Annotated in this window: 21 protein-coding genes and 1 pseudogene; 12 read left to right on the top strand and 10 right to left on the bottom strand. The window is 60.9% G+C overall.

From position 1 onward, the window contains the following. Nucleotides 1-4: 4 nt before the first annotated feature. The 4 genes and pseudogenes from TSA66_RS13555 (at nt 5) to TSA66_RS13540 (ending at nt 4482) form a co-directional block, all read left to right on the top strand. Nucleotides 5-3109, top strand: coding sequence for an efflux RND transporter permease subunit (locus tag TSA66_RS13555; protein ID WP_040040420.1), 3105 nt, complete (start codon nt 5-7; stop codon nt 3107-3109). A gap of 53 nt (nt 3110-3162) precedes the next feature. Next, on the top strand, nt 3163-3537 hold the full coding sequence (locus TSA66_RS13550; RefSeq protein WP_040040419.1) for a hypothetical protein: 375 nt from the start codon (nt 3163-3165) through the stop codon (nt 3535-3537). A gap of 29 nt (nt 3538-3566) precedes the next feature. Then, nucleotides 3567-4113: pseudogene (locus TSA66_RS13545) on the top strand (type II restriction endonuclease); the annotation flags it as partial. Between the two features lie 9 nt (nt 4114-4122). Next, a complete protein-coding gene (locus tag TSA66_RS13540; RefSeq protein ID WP_232429476.1) occupies nt 4123-4482 on the top strand; it encodes a hypothetical protein in 360 nt (119 codons plus the stop codon). Nucleotides 4483-5095: 613 nt separating this feature from the next. On the opposite strand, the gene TSA66_RS13535 is transcribed toward TSA66_RS13540, so the two are convergent. Then, nucleotides 5096-5320 carry a hypothetical protein gene (locus TSA66_RS13535; protein ID WP_040040418.1) on the bottom strand — a complete coding sequence of 75 codons (225 nt, stop codon included), beginning with the start codon at nt 5318-5320 and terminating at the stop codon, nt 5096-5098. Between the two features lie 348 nt (nt 5321-5668). On the opposite strand from TSA66_RS13535, the gene TSA66_RS13530 reads away from it, so the two are divergent. Further along, nucleotides 5669-6112, top strand: a complete 444-nt coding sequence (locus TSA66_RS13530; protein ID WP_198358936.1) for a GNAT family N-acetyltransferase — start codon at nt 5669-5671, stop codon at nt 6110-6112. A gap of 634 nt (nt 6113-6746) precedes the next feature. Here the strand turns inward: TSA66_RS13530 and TSA66_RS13525 are convergent. Then, complete coding sequence (locus TSA66_RS13525) at nt 6747-7460, bottom strand: hypothetical protein (RefSeq protein WP_052452317.1); 714 nt, start codon at nt 7458-7460, stop codon at nt 6747-6749. A 420-nt stretch (nt 7461-7880) separates the two neighbouring features. Here TSA66_RS13525 and TSA66_RS13520 point away from each other — a divergent pair, with 420 nt between their 5' ends. From TSA66_RS13520 to TSA66_RS13500, 5 genes are read left to right on the top strand one after another with little or no spacing between them, the layout of a single operon-like run. Then, on the top strand, nt 7881-8039 hold the full coding sequence (locus TSA66_RS13520; RefSeq protein ID WP_040040416.1) for a periplasmic nitrate reductase, NapE protein: 159 nt from the start codon (nt 7881-7883) through the stop codon (nt 8037-8039). Between the two features lie 10 nt (nt 8040-8049). Then, on the top strand, nt 8050-8340 hold the full coding sequence (locus TSA66_RS13515) for a chaperone NapD (protein ID WP_052452316.1): 291 nt from the start codon (nt 8050-8052) through the stop codon (nt 8338-8340). Continuing rightward, nucleotides 8337-10835: a nitrate reductase catalytic subunit NapA gene (gene napA, locus TSA66_RS13510; RefSeq protein ID WP_040040415.1), complete on the top strand. Its 2499-nt coding sequence runs from the start codon at nt 8337-8339 to the stop codon at nt 10833-10835. The genes TSA66_RS13515 and napA overlap by 4 nt, the downstream gene beginning before the upstream one ends. A gap of 9 nt (nt 10836-10844) precedes the next feature. Further along, the gene (locus TSA66_RS13505; protein ID WP_040040414.1) at nt 10845-11315 is read left to right on the top strand and encodes a nitrate reductase cytochrome c-type subunit; all 471 of its coding nucleotides are present in this window, start codon (nt 10845-10847) and stop codon (nt 11313-11315) included. 10 nt (nt 11316-11325) lie between these two features. Beyond that, nucleotides 11326-11904, top strand: coding sequence for a cytochrome c3 family protein (locus TSA66_RS13500; protein ID WP_040040413.1), 579 nt, complete (start codon nt 11326-11328; stop codon nt 11902-11904). Nucleotides 11905-11963: 59 nt separating this feature from the next. On the opposite strand, the gene TSA66_RS13495 is transcribed toward TSA66_RS13500, so the two are convergent. After that, nucleotides 11964-12323 carry a MerR family transcriptional regulator gene (locus TSA66_RS13495; protein WP_040042577.1) on the bottom strand — a complete coding sequence of 120 codons (360 nt, stop codon included), beginning with the start codon at nt 12321-12323 and terminating at the stop codon, nt 11964-11966. An 84-nt stretch (nt 12324-12407) separates the two neighbouring features. Here TSA66_RS13495 and TSA66_RS13490 point away from each other — a divergent pair, with 84 nt between their 5' ends. Next, a complete protein-coding gene (locus TSA66_RS13490) occupies nt 12408-12854 on the top strand; it encodes a hypothetical protein (protein WP_040040412.1) in 447 nt (148 codons plus the stop codon). Between the two features lie 211 nt (nt 12855-13065). Next, the gene (locus TSA66_RS13485) at nt 13066-13356 is read left to right on the top strand and encodes a PsiF family protein (protein ID WP_040040411.1); all 291 of its coding nucleotides are present in this window, start codon (nt 13066-13068) and stop codon (nt 13354-13356) included. 100 nt (nt 13357-13456) lie between these two features. Here the strand turns inward: TSA66_RS13485 and TSA66_RS26205 are convergent, their stop codons facing one another. The 7 genes from TSA66_RS26205 to nirB all read right to left on the bottom strand — a co-directional run bounded on the left by TSA66_RS26205 (nt 13457) and on the right by nirB (nt 20613). Next, complete coding sequence (locus TSA66_RS26205; protein WP_084199609.1) at nt 13457-13642, bottom strand: hypothetical protein; 186 nt, start codon at nt 13640-13642, stop codon at nt 13457-13459. A 171-nt stretch (nt 13643-13813) separates the two neighbouring features. Continuing rightward, a complete protein-coding gene (locus tag TSA66_RS27725) occupies nt 13814-14347 on the bottom strand; it encodes a glycine zipper 2TM domain-containing protein (protein WP_052452315.1) in 534 nt (177 codons plus the stop codon). Nucleotides 14348-14393: 46 nt separating this feature from the next. Further along, nucleotides 14394-14903: a glycine zipper 2TM domain-containing protein gene (locus TSA66_RS13475; protein WP_040040410.1), complete on the bottom strand. Its 510-nt coding sequence runs from the start codon at nt 14901-14903 to the stop codon at nt 14394-14396. Between the two features lie 155 nt (nt 14904-15058). Continuing rightward, nucleotides 15059-16792 carry a bifunctional protein-serine/threonine kinase/phosphatase gene (locus TSA66_RS13470; RefSeq protein ID WP_040042575.1) on the bottom strand — a complete coding sequence of 578 codons (1734 nt, stop codon included), beginning with the start codon at nt 16790-16792 and terminating at the stop codon, nt 15059-15061. 65 nt (nt 16793-16857) lie between these two features. Continuing rightward, nucleotides 16858-17667 (bottom strand): formate/nitrite transporter family protein, encoded by an 810-nt coding sequence (locus TSA66_RS13465; RefSeq protein ID WP_040040409.1) that lies wholly within the window; start codon nt 17665-17667, stop codon nt 16858-16860. A gap of 57 nt (nt 17668-17724) precedes the next feature. Next, the gene (gene nirD / locus TSA66_RS13460; RefSeq protein ID WP_040040408.1) at nt 17725-18072 is read right to left on the bottom strand and encodes a nitrite reductase small subunit NirD; all 348 of its coding nucleotides are present in this window, start codon (nt 18070-18072) and stop codon (nt 17725-17727) included. Nucleotides 18073-18084: 12 nt separating this feature from the next. Continuing rightward, nucleotides 18085-20613: a nitrite reductase large subunit NirB gene (gene nirB, locus TSA66_RS13455; RefSeq protein ID WP_040040407.1), complete on the bottom strand. Its 2529-nt coding sequence runs from the start codon at nt 20611-20613 to the stop codon at nt 18085-18087. Nucleotides 20614-20632: the final 19 nt, after the last annotated feature.

The following is a 20632-nucleotide window of genomic DNA, read 5'->3' as shown; positions in this document are numbered from 1 at the left end:
AAACATGTTTAACTGGATAGTTCGTTTCAGCCTAGCCAATCGGCTCTTTGCACTGGCGGCAGCATTGCTGCTGATTGTGTATGGCGCGCTGACAGCAACCCGCACGCCGGTCGACGTTTTCCCGGACCTGAACAAGCCGTTGGTCACCGTGCTCACCGAAGCGGGGGGCATGGCACCGGAAGAGGTCGAGCAGTTGGTCTCATTTCCCCTTGAGACGGCATTAAACGGAATGCCCGGCGTGACCCGGGTACGCTCGGTTTCTGGGGTGGGCCTCTCGATCGTGTACGCGGAGTTTGATTGGGGAACCGACATCTACCGCAACCGGCAACTGGTGTCGGAGCGGCTCACCCTGGTGAAGGACCAACTTCCTGCTGCCATCACTCCCATCATGGGGCCGGTGTCGTCCATCATGGGCGAAGTCATGTTGATTGCATTGCCAATCGATGTAGCCAAAGCCAATCCAATGCAGGCCCGGGAATACGCTGACTTCGTGCTGCGTCCGCGGCTGCTGTCCATTCCCGGTGTATCGCAGGTCATTCCTATTGGCGGCGACGTCCGGCAGCTTCGGGTAGAGCCCGATACGGCACGCATGGCGCAGTTCAATGTCACGCTGGACCAGATTGCTGCCTCATTACAGGGCTTTGCCAGCAATACCAGTGGCGGATTTATTGATCTGAACAGCCGCGAATACCTGATTCGCAACCTCGGTCGCACAAATCGCCTGGAGGACGTCAAGGACCTCGCTGTCGCCTTTCGTAACGGCGCGCCGGTTTTGCTCGAGCAGGTTGCATCGGTTCGCTATGCCCCCTCATTCAAACGTGGTGACGCCGGCATGAACGGAAAACCCGCGGTGATTGTGAGCGTCCAGAAGCAGCCGGCGGCCGATACGGTGAAACTGACACGGGAAATCGAGAACGCGCTGAAGGAGCTCAAGCAAGGCGTTCCAGCCGGCCTGTCTGCACCTGAAGTGCTGTTCCGTCAGGCTGATTTCATCGAGGCTTCTATCGACAACGTTACGGAGGCGCTGCGAGACGGTGCGATTCTGGTCGCTATCGTCCTGTTTGCGTTCTTGATCAACTTCCGCACGACAGCCATTTCGCTCATCGCGATACCGCTGTCGCTGGCTGTGACTGCTGTCGCCTTTCATCTGCTGGGGCAGTCCATCAACGTCATGACCTTGGGCGGCCTCGCCATTGCGATTGGGGAGCTCGTGGATGATGCCGTTGTGGACGTGGAAAACATCCTGCGCCGGCTCAAGCAACGTGGCAGCGGGGACAATGCGCCATCGGTCATGGAGGTTATCTGGCGAGCGTCTGTCGAGGTCAGGTCCGGCATCGTCTACGCAACCGTTATCGTGGTGCTGGTATTCGTGCCGCTATTCGCCCTGCCTGGCATCGAAGGCCGCTTGTTCGCGCCATTGGGTATCGCCTATATCGTCTCCATCCTGGCGTCGATGCTGGTGTCCATGACCGTTACCCCGGTTCTGTCGTATTACCTGCTGCCGCGGATGAAGCAGCTGGGGCACGGCGACAGCCCGGTCGTCCGACGCCTGAAGGAATGGGATACGCGCATTCTCGAATGGTCATTCCCTCGTGCAAAAGGCATTTTGGCCATTGCGGTATTGGCGGTAGTCGCTGCCGCAGCAAGCGTTCCATTCTTTCCTCGCGCATTCCTTCCTTCGTTTAACGAGGGTTCGCTGGTCATGGGAATGACGTTCACGCCCGGCACCTCCCTTGCCGAGTCGAATCGCATGGGGGCGCTGGCGGAAACGCTGATGAAGGATGTGCCAGAAGTGACGAAAGTCGGACGCCGCACTGGCCGCGCGGAACTGGACGAGCACGCCGAAGGCGTCCACTCGTCGGAAATCGACATCGACCTGAAGCGCTCAGCGCGAAGCCGGGAGGCGGTCATGGCCGACCTTCGCAGTCGGCTCTCAGTCATTCCCGCCTCCGTTGCAATCGGTCAGCCCATTTCCCACCGACTCGACCACCTGCTTTCCGGGGTACGGGCGCAGATCGCATTAAAAATCTACGGCGACGACCTGGATACCTTGCGGGGATTGGCTGAAGGCTTGCGTAGCAAACTGGCGGGCGTGCCAGGACTGGTCGATTTGTCGGTTGAACGACAGGTGCTCATCCCGCAGGTGAAGGTCAGAGTCGATTATCGGAAAGCCGCCCAGTACGGTTTGGCGCCTGGCCAAGTGCTGAAGACGCTGGAAACGCTTTCCGATGGAGACCGTGTCACGCAGGTAGTGGATGGGGCGCGCCGATTCGACCTGATGGTTCGCTTGCCCGATGCAAGTCGCTCTCCGCAGGACTTGTCCCGCGTGATGCTCGATAGCCCGTCCGGCCGGATTCCGCTGTCCAGCATCGCAGCCGTTGAAGAAGGTGACGGACCGAATCAAATTGGACGAGAAAATGGGCGCCGCAGGATTGTCGTGTACGCCAACACCGACGGCTCTGACATGTCTCGCATCATTGGCGACATCCGGAAGGCCATTGCCGCTACGCCTCTACCAAACAGCTACTTTGTCAGTATCGAGGGGCAGTTCCAGGCGCAGGAACAGGCAACGAAGCTGATTGGCGGCTTGTCGCTGGTGTCTCTGGCCATGATTTTCCTGGTGCTGTATTCGCGCTATAAGTCCGGCGCACTGGCTTTGGTCATCATGGGGAACATCCCGTTCGCACTCATCGGCAGCGTCATCGCGATGTGGGTGGCCGGCGTCTCGCTGTCGGTTGCTTCGATGGTTGGCTTCATCACTCTGACCGGTATCTCCACACGTAACGGCATCCTGAAGGTCAGCCACTACATCAATCTGTGCAAGTTCGAAGGTGAAGTTTTTGACACCAGGATGATTGTGCGTGGCTCGCTTGAAAGGCTTACTCCGGTGCTGATGACAGCACTGGTAGCTGCGTTTGCGCTCGTGCCGTTGCTGCTTGCAGCGGACGCACCAGGCAAAGAAATCTTGCATCCGGTTGCGGTCGTGATTTTTGGCGGGCTGGTCAGCTCGACAATTCTCGACTCGTTACTGACACCGCTGATTTTCTGGCTAGTCGGACGAAAGCAACTGGAAGCCATCGTGGCCGGGAAAACGCAGGAAGCATACTAATGGGCTGATGCAGCGGCGCCCAGTACAGAGCCGCTGCCCATATGGAGAAAGCAATGAAAAAACTTCTGACCCTGGTGGCAATAGCAGCATCAGTAGCCGCAACGGGCGCTTATGCGCATGGCGACAAGCCGAAACACGGTGGCATCGTCCAATCCGCCAGCAACGACATCAGCTTCGAGCTGGTCAACAAAGATGGTAAGGCAACCATCTATGTGGAGGACCATGGCAAGCCGGTCGCAACCGCCGGCACATCCGGCAAGCTCACGGTCTTGAATGGCGCGGACAAAACCGAAGTCCCTCTGGAGCCGACGGCGGACAACATCCTGGTAAGTAAATCCAACGTCGCATTGGGAGCCGGCGCCAAGGCAATCGCTTCGGTGACCTTCGCGGATAAGAAAACGACGAATGTGCGCTTTTTTATAAAGTAAGAAAGCCGTTAACTGGACCGGCGCCGGCGCAATGTACAGCCGAGCCGGAAAGCGACGCCACGCATACCGAGTCAGGGATGGCTGCGCGACCTTGGCCTAGCATTGCGATTCGACGTGTGGGTCGCCGCAAACGACCGGAGCCGCAGCTACAGTGACGGGCATCTTGGCGACAAGTGCCTTGCTCAGCTGCCGGACGGGGTTACTGCGGGCATGGATTCGGTGCGCCTGATTGATATCGTATGGCTCACCACGGATTCCCACGAGGTGGCCGCTGCGTTCGAGGTGGAGCATTCGACGTCCATCTATTCTGGCATCGTCCGCATGCTGGATTTAGCGCTCGGCACGCATGTCGGGAAAAACAGCACGCTGTTCCTGGTGGCGCCGGATAACCGCCGCGACGAAGTGGAACAGCAGCCTTGCCGGCCTGCATTCTCACGGGTGTCGGACTTGAACATCCGCTACCTGCCGTACAGCCAATTGAAGGAGCATCGCCAACCGATTGCCCGGTTCGGTGCGGGCATCAAGCCGCTGATGGAAATCTCGCAGCAGCTTCAAAGAAGGATGCATGCGAAGTAGACGTGGGCTATGGTTTTCGCCTTTGCAACAATTTGTAAGCATGTCATCGGAATGTGTGGTGACCTCGTTACTGAGGGCAACAAGGGAAATTTCTCCCTTGCACTGACAAAGAAAGAGAGCCTTTCCATGAAAAAAATCGCCCTTATCGCTGCCCTGTTTGCTTTTGCTGGTGTCGCTAGCGCCCAGAATGCGGCTCCGGCTTCCGCCGCAGCGTCCGCACCGGCCGCATCCACCCCTGCAGCGCAAACCGCCGCAGCACCTGCTAAGAAGGTCGAACACAAGAAACGCGCCAAGAAGCACGCTGCCAAAAAGGCGAAAGCTGCTGACGCTTCCGCAGCTCAGAATGCGGCTTCCACTCCGGCAAAATAACTCGCCCTCGTGATTAAGTGAAAGGCCCGCAGAATGCGGGCCTTTTGCTTTTGAACTGTTGAGATAGCCCCTTAGCAGAAAGGCGGATGAGAAAGTGAAAAGTTTAGTTTTTTAGCTCAGTTCAGAGTTGGTGCGGACCATTAGAACAACCTGTTTCGGTAGGCCGATAACCGGAGTGAGGCTGGCAGCCAAGCTGGTGTGAGGAAAGGAAGACACAAGCTTTGATAGCGATCGGCCTACCGAAACAGGTTGTGGCCAGCGCGGCAGCGCTGGGGTGCAACTCATGCAGCATCAATTCATCCTGAGACATGCTGCAGAGATGGGGTTATTCTTTACCGACAATGTGCATTGTGGAGGCATAAAGCCAGGCCGACAATGCGGCCAATTGTCGCAGGTGCTGTTGTTGAGAGAATGTTGAGTCGGTTCTCCAGCCAATTTCCGGCTACCTGATGGCTGACTTCTTACCGAGCTTTTGCTGTAAGGCGCGCCGGTGCATAGGCAACGAGCGGCCCGTTGAAGAAATGTTTCCTTGATGTTCGGCCCGCACTCGCTGAATGTCACCCCGCTCAAGCCGGCCCACCGTTAATGGCGCCTGATCATCAGCAGTAGAGTTTTAGAAGTGGGCCTTAAACAGGGTGAGTTGCCACCGATTCAACAGCGGTTCAAATCGCAAAATGTATGTGGCCTGATCGCTCGTCTGGATTTTGAAGTAGCTGTGATCGCCGCCAATCCATCTGTCGAGAATTTCCACAACTTCAATGCGCTTGTCACCTAGCATAAAGGCGACCGGCTCCTTATCGCCGTGAAGGCCTGGCCGAGTTTCCACATCTAAAAACATCGCGATCCTCCGTCGACTCAAGGCAGCACTAAAGGTGGAGTCCAGAAGCTGGCTTTAATAGGACGATTTGTCATCAACGCCCCGATCGTACCGGTTCTCCCAGTGCTGCAGGACTGATTTTGTCAGCTCGGGATTATTCCAGGGTACGACACCATTTTCGCTGTTGGACCCTGATACAAAGCAGCCACCAGCCATGGCGCCGCCTGCTGCTGGGTTCGGCCAGGTCCGGATGGCGGCGACTCCGACGAAAAGACTGTGCGAAGCGGACCCATGAACGCGCAGTGAAGTGGCACTATGTTTTTACCAAATTATTCTTACAATTTTCAGGCCAATTCATTCAGAGAGGTCATGATGCTAATTCGCCCCGTGCAAGAAGAAGATTTCAATGAATGGCTACCGTTATGGGTCGGCTACCAGGAGTTCTATCAGGTAGCGATTCCCGAGGATGTAACCATGCGCACATGGGAGCGGTTTCTTGATCCGCATGAACCGATGCACTGTGAAGTCGCTGTCCAAGGTGAACAGCTGGTCGGAATGGTTCATTACATCTTTCACCGCAGCTGCTGGACCAAGGGGGATTACTGCTACCTGCAAGACTTATACGTTCCATCAGAGATGCGCGGCCATGGCGTGGCCAGGGCGTTGATTGAGCGGGTGTATGCACAAGCGACGGCAGCAGGCAGCTCAAGGGTCTGGTGGCTGACACACGAGTCGAATGAGACAGCGATCGCTCTTTATGATCGTATTGCAGACAAGAGCGGATTCATTCAGTATCGAAAGCTACTGGCGTAAAGCGGTTGGCAGGAAGGCTGCAGGCAGTAATTTGCCGGTGAATTGCCGTCCACCGCGTAGACAGCGACGAACGTTTTACGCCGGAATTTGAGCGTCTGCTTTCCGAAGCCATGTATGCCGACAAGGGGCGCACCCGGCGATTCCCGATTGGCCGGTTGGCGTCGTCTGCAGTACCCCCTCTCCTTACCCGAGCGACTGCGCATCGTCCTATTCCTGACGAAAAAATGCCCTCCTCTGGATTGCCCAGTGAGGGCATGAGCGTGATGTGAGAACTCGGTCGATTGCAACAACTCTGGCGGCCTACGGAAAAGACAGTCTTTGTTCTGCCTTGACAGCAGCGGCCAAGCGCGTAGTATGTAAATCACCTGTCGCGTTCATACGTGCCAAAACATCCTTTGGACGATCTACGCGCATCGGTTGGAAACGCGTCTTGGCGGGAGTGATTGTCGCTTGTCGATGACCCCAAAACTAAGCCGATTCCGACCCCCTTGGACCCATGGTTCGGGGGTGCTGGCACCGTGCGACAGGTACAATTCCGGCGGCCCGCGTTTGCAAGAACGCGGGCCGTTTTTATTTTGATGCGTGACCGCGTCGGTGCCGATCGCGGTTACGAGATTGCCTGAAGGTCCCCGCCCTAATGTCCGCCTGCTGCTGCCGCGACCTTGTCTCGGATATTGGCTGGCATGGCGGCGATGGCATCGTCGAACAACGCGGCGACGGCGGCATGGACATCTGGCCGCTTGTGGTTTTCCTCGATCTCTCGTTGCACGTCGCGCCGGATCGCGTTGAAAAGATCGACGCCAAACGAGGGGAATCGGACCGGCAGCGAACTGAGGAATGTCGTGGTGGCTTGCGAGCGCTGTTTCTGGTGCTGCGCGTGCTGCGTTTCAAAGACTTTCGCATCGGCCTCATTCAAAATCGTCACGGGGCCGCTCTTGGCGCGTTCGATTTCGGCGGCCGCCAGTTCGGCGCACTTGCTGGCAATGGCGCGGCTCATCCTTGACTTGAATTCCATGCCCGCCTCCGGGTTTGATTCCAGTGCGGCTAGCGCGTCATCGGCCGACTGCGATTCCAGCGCCTGACGCAGCTTGGCCGCGCGCTCGATGGCCTCCGGTTCGAGCGCCGGGGTGAAAACGTCTGCGGCGCACCGTATGCCATACGCCTGCAGGGCGGCTGCGGCGGCACGCTGCTCCGGCGCCAGCGAATCTTGCCTGCTCTTTACCAGTGCTCTGATTGCGGAGTCCGGCGCGGACGCATTGGAGACGACCGCTGCGACCATGCTGACGATCTCATCGGCAAGTGCCGACTGGAATGTCGGGTCCAACGTGTTTTCGAAGCTCGCTTTCATGATGTCCTCTGACCGTTGCACGTACGACGTTATTGATTGCCTTGGCGCTCGGGGGAGTCTTGCCTGCGGCCCGAATGCTGGCGGATATCGTCATAGACAGGGGGCTGCGGCCAAAAAATCCCTGCATGCGCCGCGTTGCTGAGCGGCGCCTGGACATATCTCTAAAAAACAACACGCGTCCCACCCTACGCGCATAAATTCAATGCCCTCATGCAAAGTTGACCTATATCAATGATGCGGAAATACCCACTCCGATAGCATGGGCACGTGTCAAATGAATGCTTGTCGGAAAGAATTCTCTTTGTCACGCAGGCCTATGGCCTGACGCAGATATCGGCTCCCCCTCCTGCCCGCGCAGGCGGCATCGCAGTGATGCCAATGACGATGCGCCATATTGTTCCGACATGAACTGGAGTTGCAATGGAAGCCAATAAGGCACCGACCAAAGCGCAGGAAATGCGCGCCTTCCTCGCCCTGACTGTGATTACAGCGCCGATCGTGGCCGTGATGGCCGTTGGCGGATACGGCTTCTGCATCTGGATGATGCAGCTGCTGACCGGCCACCTGCCCACCGGTTAAGGGGCGGCAGATGGAACAGGAAATCCACATCGCAGGCGTGGTGGTGTACGCCCAGCCTGCGTATCTCGAATCGATCAAGTCATGCATTGCTGCCGTGCCCGGCGCGGAGATCCACGCCGATAGCGGCGGCAAGCTGGTGGTGACGCTCGAAACGGAAAGCACCAAACGCACGCTCGACATCATGGATGCGATGCGCGCACTGCCCGGCGTCATCGACGTCGTGCTCGTCTATCAACATGCGGAGCCGCTGAGCGAGCTCGCGATTCCCTTAACTGTACTCGACCAGGAGGTCTCACCATGAAGCTCACGCGACGCGACTTCATCAAGCAATCCGCTGCCGTGACGGCAGCCACCTCGGTCGGCATTCCGATCGAATCGATCGCCTCCAACGTCATCACCGACGCATCGAAAACCCAGATCGCCTGGAGCAAGGCGCCGTGCCGCTTCTGCGGTGTTGGCTGCGGCGTCAATGTCGGCGTTAAGGACGGCCGCGTGGTCGCCACCCACGGCGACATCAACGCGCAGGTCAACCGCGGGCTGAACTGCGTCAAGGGCTACTTCCTGTCCAAGATCATGTATGGCCAGGACCGCCTGACCAAGCCGCTGCTGCGCATGAGCAACGGCAAGTACGACAAGAATGGCGAATTCACGCCGGTGTCGTGGGATACGGCATTCGACATCATGGCGCAGAAATTCAAGGCGGCGCTGCGCGACAAGGGACCGGCCGGCATCGGCATGTTCGGCTCGGGCCAGTGGACCATCTGGGAAGGCTATGCGGCGGCCAAGATGTTCAAGGCGGGCTTTCGGTCCAACAATATCGATCCGAATGCGCGCCACTGCATGGCGTCGGCCGTGGCCGGCTTCATGCGCACGTTCGGCATGGACGAACCGATGGGCTGCTACGAGGATATCGAAGCCGCCGATGCCTTCGTGCTGTGGGGCTCCAACATGGCGGAAATGCACCCGATTCTGTGGACCCGCATCACCGACCGCAAGCTGTCCGCGCCGAATGTGAAGGTGTCGGTGATGTCGACCTACGAGCATCGCAGCTTCGACCTAGCCGACCTGCCGATCGTGTTCACGCCGCAGACCGATCTGGCGATCCTGAACTACATCGCCAACTACATCATCAAGAACAACAAGGTCAACCGCGATTTCGTCAGCAAGCACACCCGCTTCGCGATGGGGAATACCGAGATCGGCTACGGCTTGCGGCCCGACCATCCGCTGCAGAAGGCTGCGAAGAATGCCGGCCCCGATGCCAACGGCAGCAAGCCGATCAACTTCGAGGAATACGCGAAATTCGTCAGCACCTACGACGCCGACTACGTGTCGAAACTGTCCGGTGTGCCGAAGGACAAGCTGCAAAAGCTGGCCGAACTGTATGCCGACCCGACGATCAAGGTCACGTCGTTCTTCACGATGGGCTTTAACCAGCATACGCGCGGCGTCTGGTGCAGCAACCTGCTGTACAACATCCACCTGTTGACCGGCAAAATTTCTACGCCGGGCAACAGCCCGTTCTCGCTGACCGGCCAGCCGTCGGCCTGCGGCACCGCGCGTGAAGTCGGCACGTTCTCGCACCGCCTGCCGGCGGACATGGTCGTGGCCAATCCGAAGCACCGCGAAATCGCGGAAAAGATTTGGCAGCTGCCGGCCGGGACCATTCCCGAGAAGCCCGGCTTCCATGCGGTCGTGCAAAGCCGCATGCTCAAGGATGGCAAGCTCAACGCGTACTGGGTCATGTGCAACAACAACGCCCAGGCCGGCCCGAACGTGATGCAGGAAATCCTCCCCGGCTGGCGCAACCCGAGCAACTTTGTCGTCGTGTCCGACCCATATCCGACCACCAGCACGATGGCCGCCGACCTGGTGCTGCCGACCGCGATGTGGGTGGAAAAGGAAGGCGCCTACGGCAACGCCGAACGGCGCACCCAGTTCTGGCACCAGCTGGTGAACGCGCCGGGCGAGGCGCGCTCCGACCTGTGGCAGCTGGCCGAATTTTCCAAGCGCTTCAAGATGGAAGAAGTCTGGACCAAGGACTTGCTGGACAAGGCGCCGCAATGGCGCGGCAAAACCATGTACGACCTGCTGTTCAAGAATGGCGTGGTCGACAAGTTCCCGAACAGCCAGATCGAAGCCGGCTACGACAACCACGAAGCGAAGGCCTTCGGCTACTACATCCAGAAAGGCTTGTTCGAGGAATACGCCTCGTTCGGCCGCGGCCACGGCCATGACCTCGCGCCGTTCGACATGTATCACAAGGCGCGCGGGCTGCGCTGGCCAGTGGTCGACGGCAAGGAAACCAGCTGGCGCTACCGCGAGGGCGCCGACCCGTACGTGAAGCCGGGCGAAGGCATCCGTTTCTACGGCCAGCCCGACGGCAAGGCGGTGATCTTCGCATTGCCATACGAGCCGCCGGCGGAGGCGCCGGACAAGGAATTCCCGTTCTGGCTGTCGACCGGCCGCGTGCTGGAGCACTGGCATACCGGGACCATGACGCGCCGTGTGCCGGAGCTGTACCGCGCCATGCCCAATGCGGTCTGCTTCATGCATCCGGAAGACGCCAAGCAGCTCGGCGCGCGCCGCGGCGACATGATCGAGATTGCGTCGCGCCGCGGCATGATCCGCTCGCGCGTCGAAACCCGGGGCCGCAACAAGCCGCCGCGCGGCCTGGTGTTCGTGCCGTTCTTCGACGCCAGCCAGCTCATCAACAAGGTGACGCTGGACGCGACCGACCCGATCTCGTTCCAGACCGACTTCAAGAAGTGTGCGGTCAAGATTCGCAAAGTATAGGAGAGCGACATGAACATCAAAAAAGCATTCATGGCCCTGCTCATGGCGGTGCCGCTGCTCGGTTCGGCAGGGGAATTCATCGACAGCATGCGCGGCCCGACGCCGCTCGACCAGACCACCCAGCCCCCGCCGCTGGTCAATCCCGACAACAGCGATGTGCGGCGTGCGCGCAACTACGCGATGCAGCCGCCGGTCGTGCCGCACAAGATCGAAGGCTACCAGCTCGACAAGAACGCCAACCGCTGCATGATGTGCCATGCGCGCACGCGCACCCAGGAAAGCCAGGCGCCGATGATCAGCGTCACGCACTTCATGGACCGCGAAGGCAACTTCCTGGCCGAGCTGTCGCCGCGCCGCTACTTCTGCCTGCAATGCCACGTGCCGCAGGCCGAGTTGAAGCCGCTGGTGGACAACGGCTTCGTCGACGTCGACACGCTGCTGAGCAAGCCCGGCAAGCCTGCCCCGGCGAAGAAGAAGTGAGAGGCCGATCATGAAAAAAGTCCTCAAGGTGTACTGGGACATACTGCGCCGTCCCAGCACCCACCTGAGCCTCGGGTTCCTCACGATCGGCGCGTTCATCGCCGGCATCATCTTCTGGGGCGGTTTCAACACGGCGATGGAAGCGACCAACACGGAAGCCTTCTGTACCGGATGCCATGAGATGCGCGACAACGTGTATCAGGAACTGCAGGGGACCATCCACTACAGCAACCGCAGCGGTGTGCGCGCCATTTGCTCCAACTGCCACGTGCCGCACAACTGGACCGACAAGATCGCGCGCAAGATGCAGGCCTCCAAGGAAGTCTGGGGCAAGATCTTCGGCACCATCGACACGCGCGAGAAGTTCGAGGAAAAGCGGCTGGAACTGGCCACCCACGAGTGGAACCGCCTGAAGGCGAACAATTCGCTGGAGTGCCGCAACTGCCACCTGTTCGAGTCGATGGACTTCACCAAGCAGAGCAAGCGTGCCGTCGATGCGCACTCTACCCAGCTTGCTTCCGGCGAGAAGACCTGCATCGACTGCCACAAGGGTATCGCGCACCACTTGCCGGACATGGGCGGCAGGTAAGCTTCGTCATGCCGCTGGTCGTGCGGAACGATCGGCGGCTAACCCCGGTTATCGCCATTTCATTGGCGCCGGTTGGCCAGCGGGCACAGTTGCGCAGCCCGCTCCAGCAACTCCTTCTTCAAGCCTTCCAGCTCTGCGATGCGCACCTCGATGGCTTCGACCTTCTCCGTGAGCAGCTGCGCCACGGCCGCATCCGGATGCGCGGCATTCCATAGCGCGGGCAGGCTTTCCCCGATCTCCGTCAAACTGAATCCCAGCCTTTGCGCGGTGCGGATATAGCCGACAAGTTGCACGGTTTCCGGTGCATAGCGCCGGTAGCCGTTGCTGCCCCGGGCCGCGCGGATCAAGCCGCGCTTTTCATAAAAGCGCAGGGTATCGCAGCTGACGCCGGTCACCGCCGCAAGATGGCCGATCCTCATGAACATTGCTCCCGCAAGTAACGCTTGACCTTGGAGTGTACTCCAGGCTTTAAGCTGGCTCCATCATCCAGCAGGGAGAAAGAAATGATTGAGGCGAACAGCTATTTGCGCATCGTGCGCGCCAGCGCATGGTATGACCTGGTCGCGACCATCGGCTTCGCGACGCCGTGGACGTTTGCGGCAATTCATGGCGGACTGGGGACGGCGGCGGGCCTGCTCGGTTTGCCGGGCAGCCTGCCGCCGTTTGCGCCGGAACACATGCTGATGGCGAACCTGCTGGGCTCGATCGTTACCGTGTGGGCGATCCTGCGCTTGCGCCACACGCAGCAACGCTACGGCCGCTATGATGCCGCCGGCCGCTTCCTGTTCGCTGCCTGGCAGCTGTATGCCCTCGCCCTCGGCGCCAATCCCATCATCCTGGCCTTTACCGTCGTTGAGCTCGGCTTCGGCATTGCCCAGAGCCTGCCGGTGGCGTTGGCCCGCTCTGGCCGGCCCAGCACAGCGTCGTTTTCTGCGGAACGGCATGAATGAAGCACCTGTGCCCCCAGGCGGGGTTGCCAGGAACGGGATCGGCTATGTCGGCAGCGTATTTCCCGGGGCAAACGGGGTAACGCGCCAGACTGGATATTGGCCGCACAGATTTTCCAAGGAATGGCTTTCCTGCTTGATTTCACACCTTTTCAATTTCCTCGTATAGTGGGAACCTAGAAAATGTTGTTAACCCTCTACAAAGGAGAGCCGTATGAAGAAGTTCTTTGCAGCAGCTTTGCTTCTTGCACCCTTCGCATTTCAGCCCGTGTTTGCCGCAACCGCGCAACAGCAGAAAATGGCGGCCTGTAACAAGGAGGCCAGCGACAAGAAGGGCGACGAGCGCAAGGCATTCATGAAAGAGTGCCTGAGCAGTAAGCCGAAAGTCAGCGAGGCGCAGAAGGCGCAACAGGAGAAAATGAAATCCTGTAACGCCGAAGCCAAGGACATGAAAGGCGCCGATCGCAAGAAGTTCATGAGCGAGTGCCTGAAGAAGAGCGGATAAGCGCTGATAAGACAAAGGCCCGCGACTGCGGGCCTTTTTTATGCGTGCTTGCGGTGCCGGTTCGCCGGACGGCGCGAGCGGCATGGCTTTCAGGACATCACTACCAAAGATTGTCGTCCGCCGCCGCCTTGAGTTCTTTTGCCGTTTCCAGATTCCTTCTGCGTTCTATCCGTTTCTGGAGTAATGCCGTATGTTGCTGTGCCGTCATCGGCGTAGCTGTCATCAGCGCCTTGAGTGGGGCGGCATTCGAATAGTCGTCCCGGTATTTCCAGCTAGAGCCGCGCAAGGGTGCACCTCCGTGGTTACGCAAAAGTATGGATACTAGACTAGCAGAACGCATTCACTGAAGACAAGAACTTCTTATGTGCGCTAGCACAATGGCGCAGGAGGCAAGGCCGGCTTGTGACCTGCATGGCGCCATGCCGGCCGCGGCACGGCAGGCGACCGACTGGCGGCTTCAATCATCGTCGTCGTAACGATGATGATGGTGGCGGTGGTGGTGCTCGCGCCAGCCGTAGCGGTATTCTTCACGCCCCACGAAATAGGCTGGCTGTTCAACCACGACGACCGGGCGCGGCTGCACATACACCCGCTGCGGCTGCACGTAGACCGGCTGCGGCTCGACGTAGACCGGGACTTGCTCGCGGACGACGGGAACCTGCACATGGTCGACCACGGTGCGGCAGCGTCGCACGGTTTGCGTCTGATACGACGCGCCGCGCGACGACATGCGATCGCCGACGACTGCGCCGGTCATGGCGCCGACCGCGGTGGCAATCGTTTTTCCGTTGCCGCCGCCGACCTGGTTGCCGAGGATGCCGCCGGCCAGGCCGCCGACGATGGCGCCGCCGTAATCGGCGCCTGCGCTTTGGACCGGCACCTGCTCATTCCAGCATTCCTGCCGCGGCCGCTCGACGGTGCGGTATTCGGTGGCGCCGGCCGCCAGCGGCAGGGCAAGAATGGCGGCTGCGATGACTAGTCTGGTTGGCATGATGATGCTCCCACGAGGGTGATTGGCCGGCGCACCGGCATGGCCTTTACTGGCTCTTCTTGGCGATTTCATTGCCGAGGTATCCGCCGCCGACCGCGCCTGCAATCGTCGCCAGGGTCTTGCCGTTGCCGCCGCCGACCTGGCTGCCGATCAATCCGCCGACGACCGCGCCCACGCCGATGCCGACCGGGCTGTTCTGTGCGGCGGGCGCCGGTTGCTGGTACGCCGGGGCCGGCGCGTACTGCGGCGCGGGTGCCGCCTGCGCGACCTGGACCGGCCTGGCGTGATGCTGCACATACTGGTGATGCACGACGGTCTTGTGCTGCACCACTTCCTTGACGGCGACCGGCGCGGCGGCGGCTTGCTGGACGGGCGCCGGGGCGGGGGCGGCCATGACGGCCTGCGGCGCGGCGTGTTCGCTGTCTACGGCGCTGCTGTGCGAATTCGGGATAATGCCGACAATCGCGGCGGCGGCGACCAAGCTGACCAGAATGACGGACGCGGCGGCGCCAGCCATGAGGGGATGAATGTGGCCGGACTGTTTGCTTGCTTGCATGGTTACTCTCCAAAAGATTCAACGAGGTGATTCTTACAGGGAGAAACGCCTGACGCACGTATAAAGTCTTTATTGCACTGTTTCAATGGTAAGCAGCTGTAACGGCGCGCCGCGTGGCTGGAATGGCAAGTGCCTTGCCCGGCCCGCGCAGGCGGTTACCGGAAGGCCGAACGCAGCAGCGATGCGAGCAAGAGCGTCGTTAGCACAAAGGAAACACCCTTCCAAAAAGCAACAGGATGGCGCTCGATCAGCGGCAGGCGCGCACGGTTGAGAAAGGCCCGGTTCGGGTGATGCAGGTCGAATACGAACTCGGATAACGCGTCATAGCGCTTGCGCGGATCCGGATGGACCGCCTTCCTGATCGCTTCGTCGACCCAGGCCGGAATCTTGCGGTTCATGCCCAGCGCGCCGTCATATTGCAGCCGCCGTTGCGCCGCAGCGGTGCGCGCCTTGGCGACTTGCGCGCCGTACGGCAGCCGTCCGGCCAGCATTTGGTAGGCGATCACGCCCAGCGAAAACAAGTCCGAACGCGGCGTGCCGGGCTCGCCCAGGAAATATTCGGGAGCGGCGTATTGGGCCGTGCCGAGCAGATGGCAACGCTCGGCCGGCGGCGCGCTTTCCACGATGCCGGCAACGCTGGTCGCGCCGAAATCGATGATTTTGACGGTGCCGCTGCTGTCGATCATGATGTTGTCGGGCCGCAGGTCCTGGTGCACCATTTCCAGCCGGTGAAAGGCGCGCAATCCCCGGGCGATCTGCTCGACGATGCGGCGCACGGTATCCAGATCCGGCTGCGGGTGATCGATCATCCACTGCGACAGTGTCTGGCCCTCGATGAATTCGGTGGCGACATACAGGAAGTTGCGCTTTCGGGTCTGCCGGCCGGGCTTGAGCACATGCGCGCTGTTGATGCGGCGCGCGATCCATTCTTCCATCAGGAACCGCTCCAGGTAGGCCTGATCGTCGCGCAAGTCGATGGAAGGCGTCTTGAGGACGACGTGCTCGCCGGTGTCGCCATCCACTGCCAGGTAGACATGGCTGCGGCTGCTGGCGTGCACTTCGCGGATGATCCGGTATCCGTCAAACATCATGCGTGGCTCCAGCAGCGGCGGCAGCCGTAGCGCGCCGCGCTGCCGGACCATCTCGCTTGCCTGCGGATCGGGCAAGGCGTCGATTCGGACCAGCTGGACGGTGAGGTTGTCCGGGCTGCCTTGCCGGCAGGCTTCCTCGACGATGCTTCTGGCGGCCCGGTCCAGGTCGTTTGCGTGGCTGGCGATGGCGGCGGCGATGCCGTCGGCGCTGGCGTATTCATAGACGCCGTCCGTGGCCAGCAGGAAGAGGTCGCCCGGCTCCACCTGCAGCGCGCGGTAATCGATCTCCAGCTGCGGATTGATGCCCAGTGCGCGGCCGAGATAGCTTTGTTCGCGCGACACCCATACCCGATGGTCGTTGGTGAGCTGCTCGAGCCGCTTGCCGTGCAGCTGGTAGATGCGTGCGTCGCCGACATGGAACAGGTGCGCGGTGGTCGACTTGATGACCATGGCGCTCAAGGTGCAGACGTAGCCTCGGTCCTGGTCGAGGTGGTACTGGCTTTGCCGCGTTTGCGCGTGCAGCCAGGAGTTGGTGGCGACCACCACGCGCTCGATCGAGGTCTTCACCGACCAGGCGTCCGACGTGCAGTAGTAATCCTGCAGGATGGCGGCCACCGCCGACTGGCTGGCGATGTGGCTGACCAGGCTGCTGCTGATGCCGTCGGCGATGGCAACGGCAATGCCCTTGGAACCGAGCTGCGGCTCCTGCGGCACGCAGATGCCGTGGAAATCCTGGTTGGTTTGCTTGCGCCCCTTGTCGGAATGCTGACCGACGGAGATTTTCAGCTGACTGCGCATGGTGGATGCCAAAAGATAAAGAGCCCCGGTCCGGACGGCACGGGGCTCTCCTGCCGCGATGCGAATCAGAAGGCGCGCTTGGGCGCGGTCTTCACATGGGTGGTGTACAGCGTCAGGCCGGTGAAGGTCAGCCCGCCAACCAGATTCCCGAGGACCGTCGGCAGCTCATTCCAGACCAGGTAATCCATCAGCGAAAAATGCCCGCCCAACAGCAGGCCCGACGGGAACAGGAACATGTTCACCACGGAGTGCTCGAAGGTCATGTAAAAGAAGACCATGATCGGCATCCACATGGCGATGACCTTGCCGGGGACGGAGGTAGAAATCATCGCCCCGACCACGCCGGTCGATACCATCCAGTTGCACAGCATGCCGCGCACAAACAAGGTCAGCATGCCGGCTGCGCCATATTTTGCGTAGCCCAGCGTGCGGTTTTCACCGATCACGCCGATCGCCTTGCCCACCGCATTGGGCTCGACCGAGAAGCCGTAGGTGAAGGTAATCGCCATCAGGACGGCGACGGTGAACGCGCCGGCGAAATTGCCGACGAATACCAGCCCCCAGTTTTTTAGCACGCCGCCCAGCGTCACGCCGGGGCGCTTATCCAGCAAGGCCAGCGGCGACAGCACGAACACGCCGGTCAGCAGGTCGTAGCCGAGCAAATACAGGATGCAAAAGCCGACGGGAAAGAGCACGGCGCCCAGCAGCGGCTGGCCGGTCTGGACATTGATCGTCACCGCGAACGCCGCCGCCAGGCAGAGGATCGCGCCGGCCATATAGGCCCGGATCAGGGTATCCCTGGTCGACATGAAGATTTTCGATTCGCCGGCGTCCACCATCTTGGTGACGAATTCCGAGGGCGCGAGATAAGCCATGGTGCTTCCTTCCTGTTGCTGGTGCTGCGGTTAATGGGGAATCTGTTTTTCCGGCACTCAGACGGCGACCCAGACCGTGCGGTTTTCGACGCGCACCGGATAGGCCTTGACGGAGTTCTCCGGCGCTTCGATGCACTGGCCGCTTTGCAGGTCGAAGTGGTGCTTGTAGATGGGCGAGGCGACCACGATGCGTTCTCCTGCGTTGCCGACCAGTCCGCGCGAGAGCACGCTGGCCTGCGCGTTGGGGTCGTAGTTGTCGATGGCGAACAGGCGCGGCGTCTTGTCGCTGACGTGGAAGACCGCGACATGCCGGTCCTTGATCCGCGCGCACACGCCGGTGTTGGGAACGATGTCGTCGACGCAGCAGACCGGGCTCCAGGTGGTGGTCTTGAATTCGTGTGTCATGGCTTTCTGTCCTTACGCTACGTTGGCAATGATGGGAATGACCTTGCGTTCCTGCGGCGTGGCCGGGCGGATCTGGCCGCGCTCTTCGACGAACACCACGTTCTCGTCCGGCTGGTCGCTGTTGACGAACTGGCGGAAGCGCTTGCGCGTCTCGGCATCGGTGACGGCGTTCTTCCATTCGCAGGCATAGGTGTCGACCACGCGCTGCATGTCGGCTTCCAGTTCCGCCGCCAGGCCCAGCTTGTCGCCGATGACGACCTCCTTCAGGTAGTCGAGGCCGCCTTCGAGGTTGTCGCGCCATACGCTGGTGCGCTGCAGGCGGTCGGCGGTGCGGATGTAGAACATCAGGAAGCGGTCGATGTAGGCCACCAGCTGTTGTTTCGACAGGTCGGACGCAAGCAGTTCGGCGTGGCGCGGCTTCATGCCGCCGTTGCCGCACACGTACAGGTTCCAGCCCTTTTCGGTGGCGATCACGCCCACGTCCTTGCCCTGCGCCTCGGCGCATTCGCGGGTGCAGCCGGACACGCCGAACTTGATCTTGTGCGGCGCGCGCAAGCCCTTGTAGCGGTTCTCCAGCTCGATCGCCAGCCCGGCGCTGTCGTCCATGCCATAGCGGCACCAGGTCGAGCCGACGCACGATTTCACGGTGCGCAGCGACTTGCCGTAGGCATGGCCCGACTCGAAGCCGGCGGCGATCAGCTCTTCCCAGATCTGCGGCAACTGGTCGACGCGCGCGCCGAACAGATCCACGCGCTGGCCGCCGGTGATCTTGGTGTACAGGCCGTATTTCTTCGCCACTTGGCCGACCGCGATCAGGCCGTCGGGCGTGACTTCGCCGCCCGGCATGCGCGGCACGACCGAATAGGTACCGTCCTTCTGGATGTTGCCGAGGAAATAGTCGTTCGAATCCTGCAGGCTCGCGTGCTCCTTATTGAGCACGAAGTCGTTCCAGCACGATGCAAAGATGCTGGCGGCGACCGGCTTGCAGATGTCGCAGCCCAGCCCCTTGCCGTGCTTGTCGAGCAGCGCGTCGAAGGTCTTGATGTCGCCCACGCGGATCAGGTGGAACAACTCCTGGCGCGAATACGCGAAGTGTTCGCACAGGTGGTTGTTGACGGCCAGTCCCCGCTTCTTCATCTCGGCCTGCATTACCTGCGTCACCAGCGGCACGCAGCCGCCGCAGGCGGTGCCGGCCTTGGTGCACGACTTCAGCTCGACCACGTTGGTCGCGCCGGCGGCCACCGCATCGCACAGCTGGCCCTTGGAGACGTTGTTGCAGGAGCAAATCTGCGCGGATGCGGGCAAGGCGTCGACGCCGATGCCGGGCTTGGCCTTGCCGTCGCTGTGCGGCAGGATCAGGAATTCCGGCGCTTCCGGCAAGGCGATCTTGTTGAGCATCATCTGCAGCAGCGTGCCGTATTCGGCCGCGTCGCCCACCAGCACCGCGCCCAGCAGGTGCGTGCCGCATCCGGAGACGACGATCTTCTTGTAGACCTGGCGGCGCTCGTCGGTGAACTGGTAGGCGCGGGCAGCGGCGGTGCTGCCCATGGCGTCGCCGATGCTGGCGACATCGACGCCCATCAGTTTCAGCTTGGTGCTCATGTCGGCGCCTGCGAACTCGGCTGCTTCGCCCGCCAGGTGCTTGGCGGCGACGCGCGCCATGTCATAGCCGGGCGCGACCAGGCCGAAGATCTGGCCGTTCCACAGCGCGCATTCGCCGATGGCGTAGATGTCGGGGTCACAGGTGCGGCAGTCGTTGCCGATGACGATGCCGCCGCGCGGGCCGATTTCCAGGCCGCTGGCGCGCGCCAGGTCGTCGCGCGGCCGGATGCCGGCGGAGAACACGATCATGTCGGCTTCCAGGTGCGTGCCGTCGGAAAACACCATGCGGTTACGCGCCTGCTCGCCGTCGACGATCTCGACGGTATTCTTTTGCGTGTGCACGGCCACGCCCAGCTCTTCGACCTTCTTGCGCAGCATGCGCCCGCCGCCGTCGTCGACCTGCATCGCCATCAGGCGCGGCGCGAACTCGACCACATGCGTCTTCAGGTGCATGTCGCGCAGCGCCTTGGCGCATTCTAGGCCCAAGAGGCCGCCGCCGACCACCACGCCGCTGGCGGAGCGGCTGCCACATTCCAGCATCGCTTCCAGGTCGTCGATGGTGCGGTAGACGAAGCAATCCTTGCGCTCCCTGCCCGGCACCGGCGGCACGAATGGATAGGAGCCGGTGGCGATGACCAGCTTGTCGTAGGGCAGCACCTCGCCGCTGGCGACGGTGACGGTCTTGTTGCTGCGGTCGATCGCGGTGGCACGCGCATTTAATTTGAGCAGCAGATTGTCGCGCTCGAAGAAGCCGGGCGCCACCAGAGACAGGTCGTCTGCGGATTTGCCGGAGAAGAATTCGGACAGATGCACGCGGTCGTAGGCGGCACGCGCTTCTTCGCTCAGCACGGTGACGTGCGCATCGCGCACGCCCGCCTCATAGAGGCTTTCCAGGAACTTGTGGCCGACCATGCCATGGCCGATGACGACGATTTTCATGATGAGACTCCATTGTCTG

The organism is Noviherbaspirillum autotrophicum (genome assembly GCF_000818395.1).
Taxonomy (GTDB): Bacteria; Pseudomonadota; Gammaproteobacteria; order Burkholderiales; family Burkholderiaceae_D; genus Noviherbaspirillum; species Noviherbaspirillum autotrophicum.
This window is presented reverse-complemented; position numbering and strand designations above follow the sequence as displayed.

What these genes read in the sequence shown, in the direction of transcription:
- TSA66_RS13555 (WP_040040420.1), top strand. Translation starts at nt 5, where the DNA reads ATGTTTAACTGGATAGTTCGTTTCAGCCTAGCCAATCGGCTCTTTGCA.
- TSA66_RS13550 (WP_040040419.1), top strand. Translation starts at nt 3,163, where the DNA reads ATGAAAAAACTTCTGACCCTGGTGGCAATAGCAGCATCAGTAGCCGCA.
- TSA66_RS13540 (WP_232429476.1), top strand. Translation starts at nt 4,123, where the DNA reads ATGGTTTTCGCCTTTGCAACAATTTGTAAGCATGTCATCGGAATGTGT.
- TSA66_RS13535 (WP_040040418.1), bottom strand. Translation starts at nt 5,320, where the DNA reads ATGTTTTTAGATGTGGAAACTCGGCCAGGCCTTCACGGCGATAAGGAG.
- TSA66_RS13530 (WP_198358936.1), top strand. Translation starts at nt 5,669, where the DNA reads ATGATGCTAATTCGCCCCGTGCAAGAAGAAGATTTCAATGAATGGCTA.
- TSA66_RS13525 (WP_052452317.1), bottom strand. Translation starts at nt 7,460, where the DNA reads ATGAAAGCGAGCTTCGAAAACACGTTGGACCCGACATTCCAGTCGGCA.
- TSA66_RS13520 (WP_040040416.1), top strand. Translation starts at nt 7,881, where the DNA reads ATGGAAGCCAATAAGGCACCGACCAAAGCGCAGGAAATGCGCGCCTTC.
- TSA66_RS13515 (WP_052452316.1), top strand. Translation starts at nt 8,050, where the DNA reads ATGGAACAGGAAATCCACATCGCAGGCGTGGTGGTGTACGCCCAGCCT.
- napA (WP_040040415.1), top strand. Translation starts at nt 8,337, where the DNA reads ATGAAGCTCACGCGACGCGACTTCATCAAGCAATCCGCTGCCGTGACG.
- TSA66_RS13505 (WP_040040414.1), top strand. Translation starts at nt 10,845, where the DNA reads ATGAACATCAAAAAAGCATTCATGGCCCTGCTCATGGCGGTGCCGCTG.
- TSA66_RS13500 (WP_040040413.1), top strand. Translation starts at nt 11,326, where the DNA reads ATGAAAAAAGTCCTCAAGGTGTACTGGGACATACTGCGCCGTCCCAGC.
- TSA66_RS13495 (WP_040042577.1), bottom strand. Translation starts at nt 12,323, where the DNA reads ATGAGGATCGGCCATCTTGCGGCGGTGACCGGCGTCAGCTGCGATACC.
- TSA66_RS13490 (WP_040040412.1), top strand. Translation starts at nt 12,408, where the DNA reads ATGATTGAGGCGAACAGCTATTTGCGCATCGTGCGCGCCAGCGCATGG.
- TSA66_RS13485 (WP_040040411.1), top strand. Translation starts at nt 13,066, where the DNA reads ATGAAGAAGTTCTTTGCAGCAGCTTTGCTTCTTGCACCCTTCGCATTT.
- TSA66_RS27725 (WP_052452315.1), bottom strand. Translation starts at nt 14,347, where the DNA reads ATGCCAACCAGACTAGTCATCGCAGCCGCCATTCTTGCCCTGCCGCTG.
- TSA66_RS13475 (WP_040040410.1), bottom strand. Translation starts at nt 14,903, where the DNA reads ATGCAAGCAAGCAAACAGTCCGGCCACATTCATCCCCTCATGGCTGGC.
- TSA66_RS13470 (WP_040042575.1), bottom strand. Translation starts at nt 16,792, where the DNA reads ATGCGCAGTCAGCTGAAAATCTCCGTCGGTCAGCATTCCGACAAGGGG.
- TSA66_RS13465 (WP_040040409.1), bottom strand. Translation starts at nt 17,667, where the DNA reads ATGGCTTATCTCGCGCCCTCGGAATTCGTCACCAAGATGGTGGACGCC.
- nirD (WP_040040408.1), bottom strand. Translation starts at nt 18,072, where the DNA reads ATGACACACGAATTCAAGACCACCACCTGGAGCCCGGTCTGCTGCGTC.
- nirB (WP_040040407.1), bottom strand. Translation starts at nt 20,613, where the DNA reads ATGAAAATCGTCGTCATCGGCCATGGCATGGTCGGCCACAAGTTCCTG.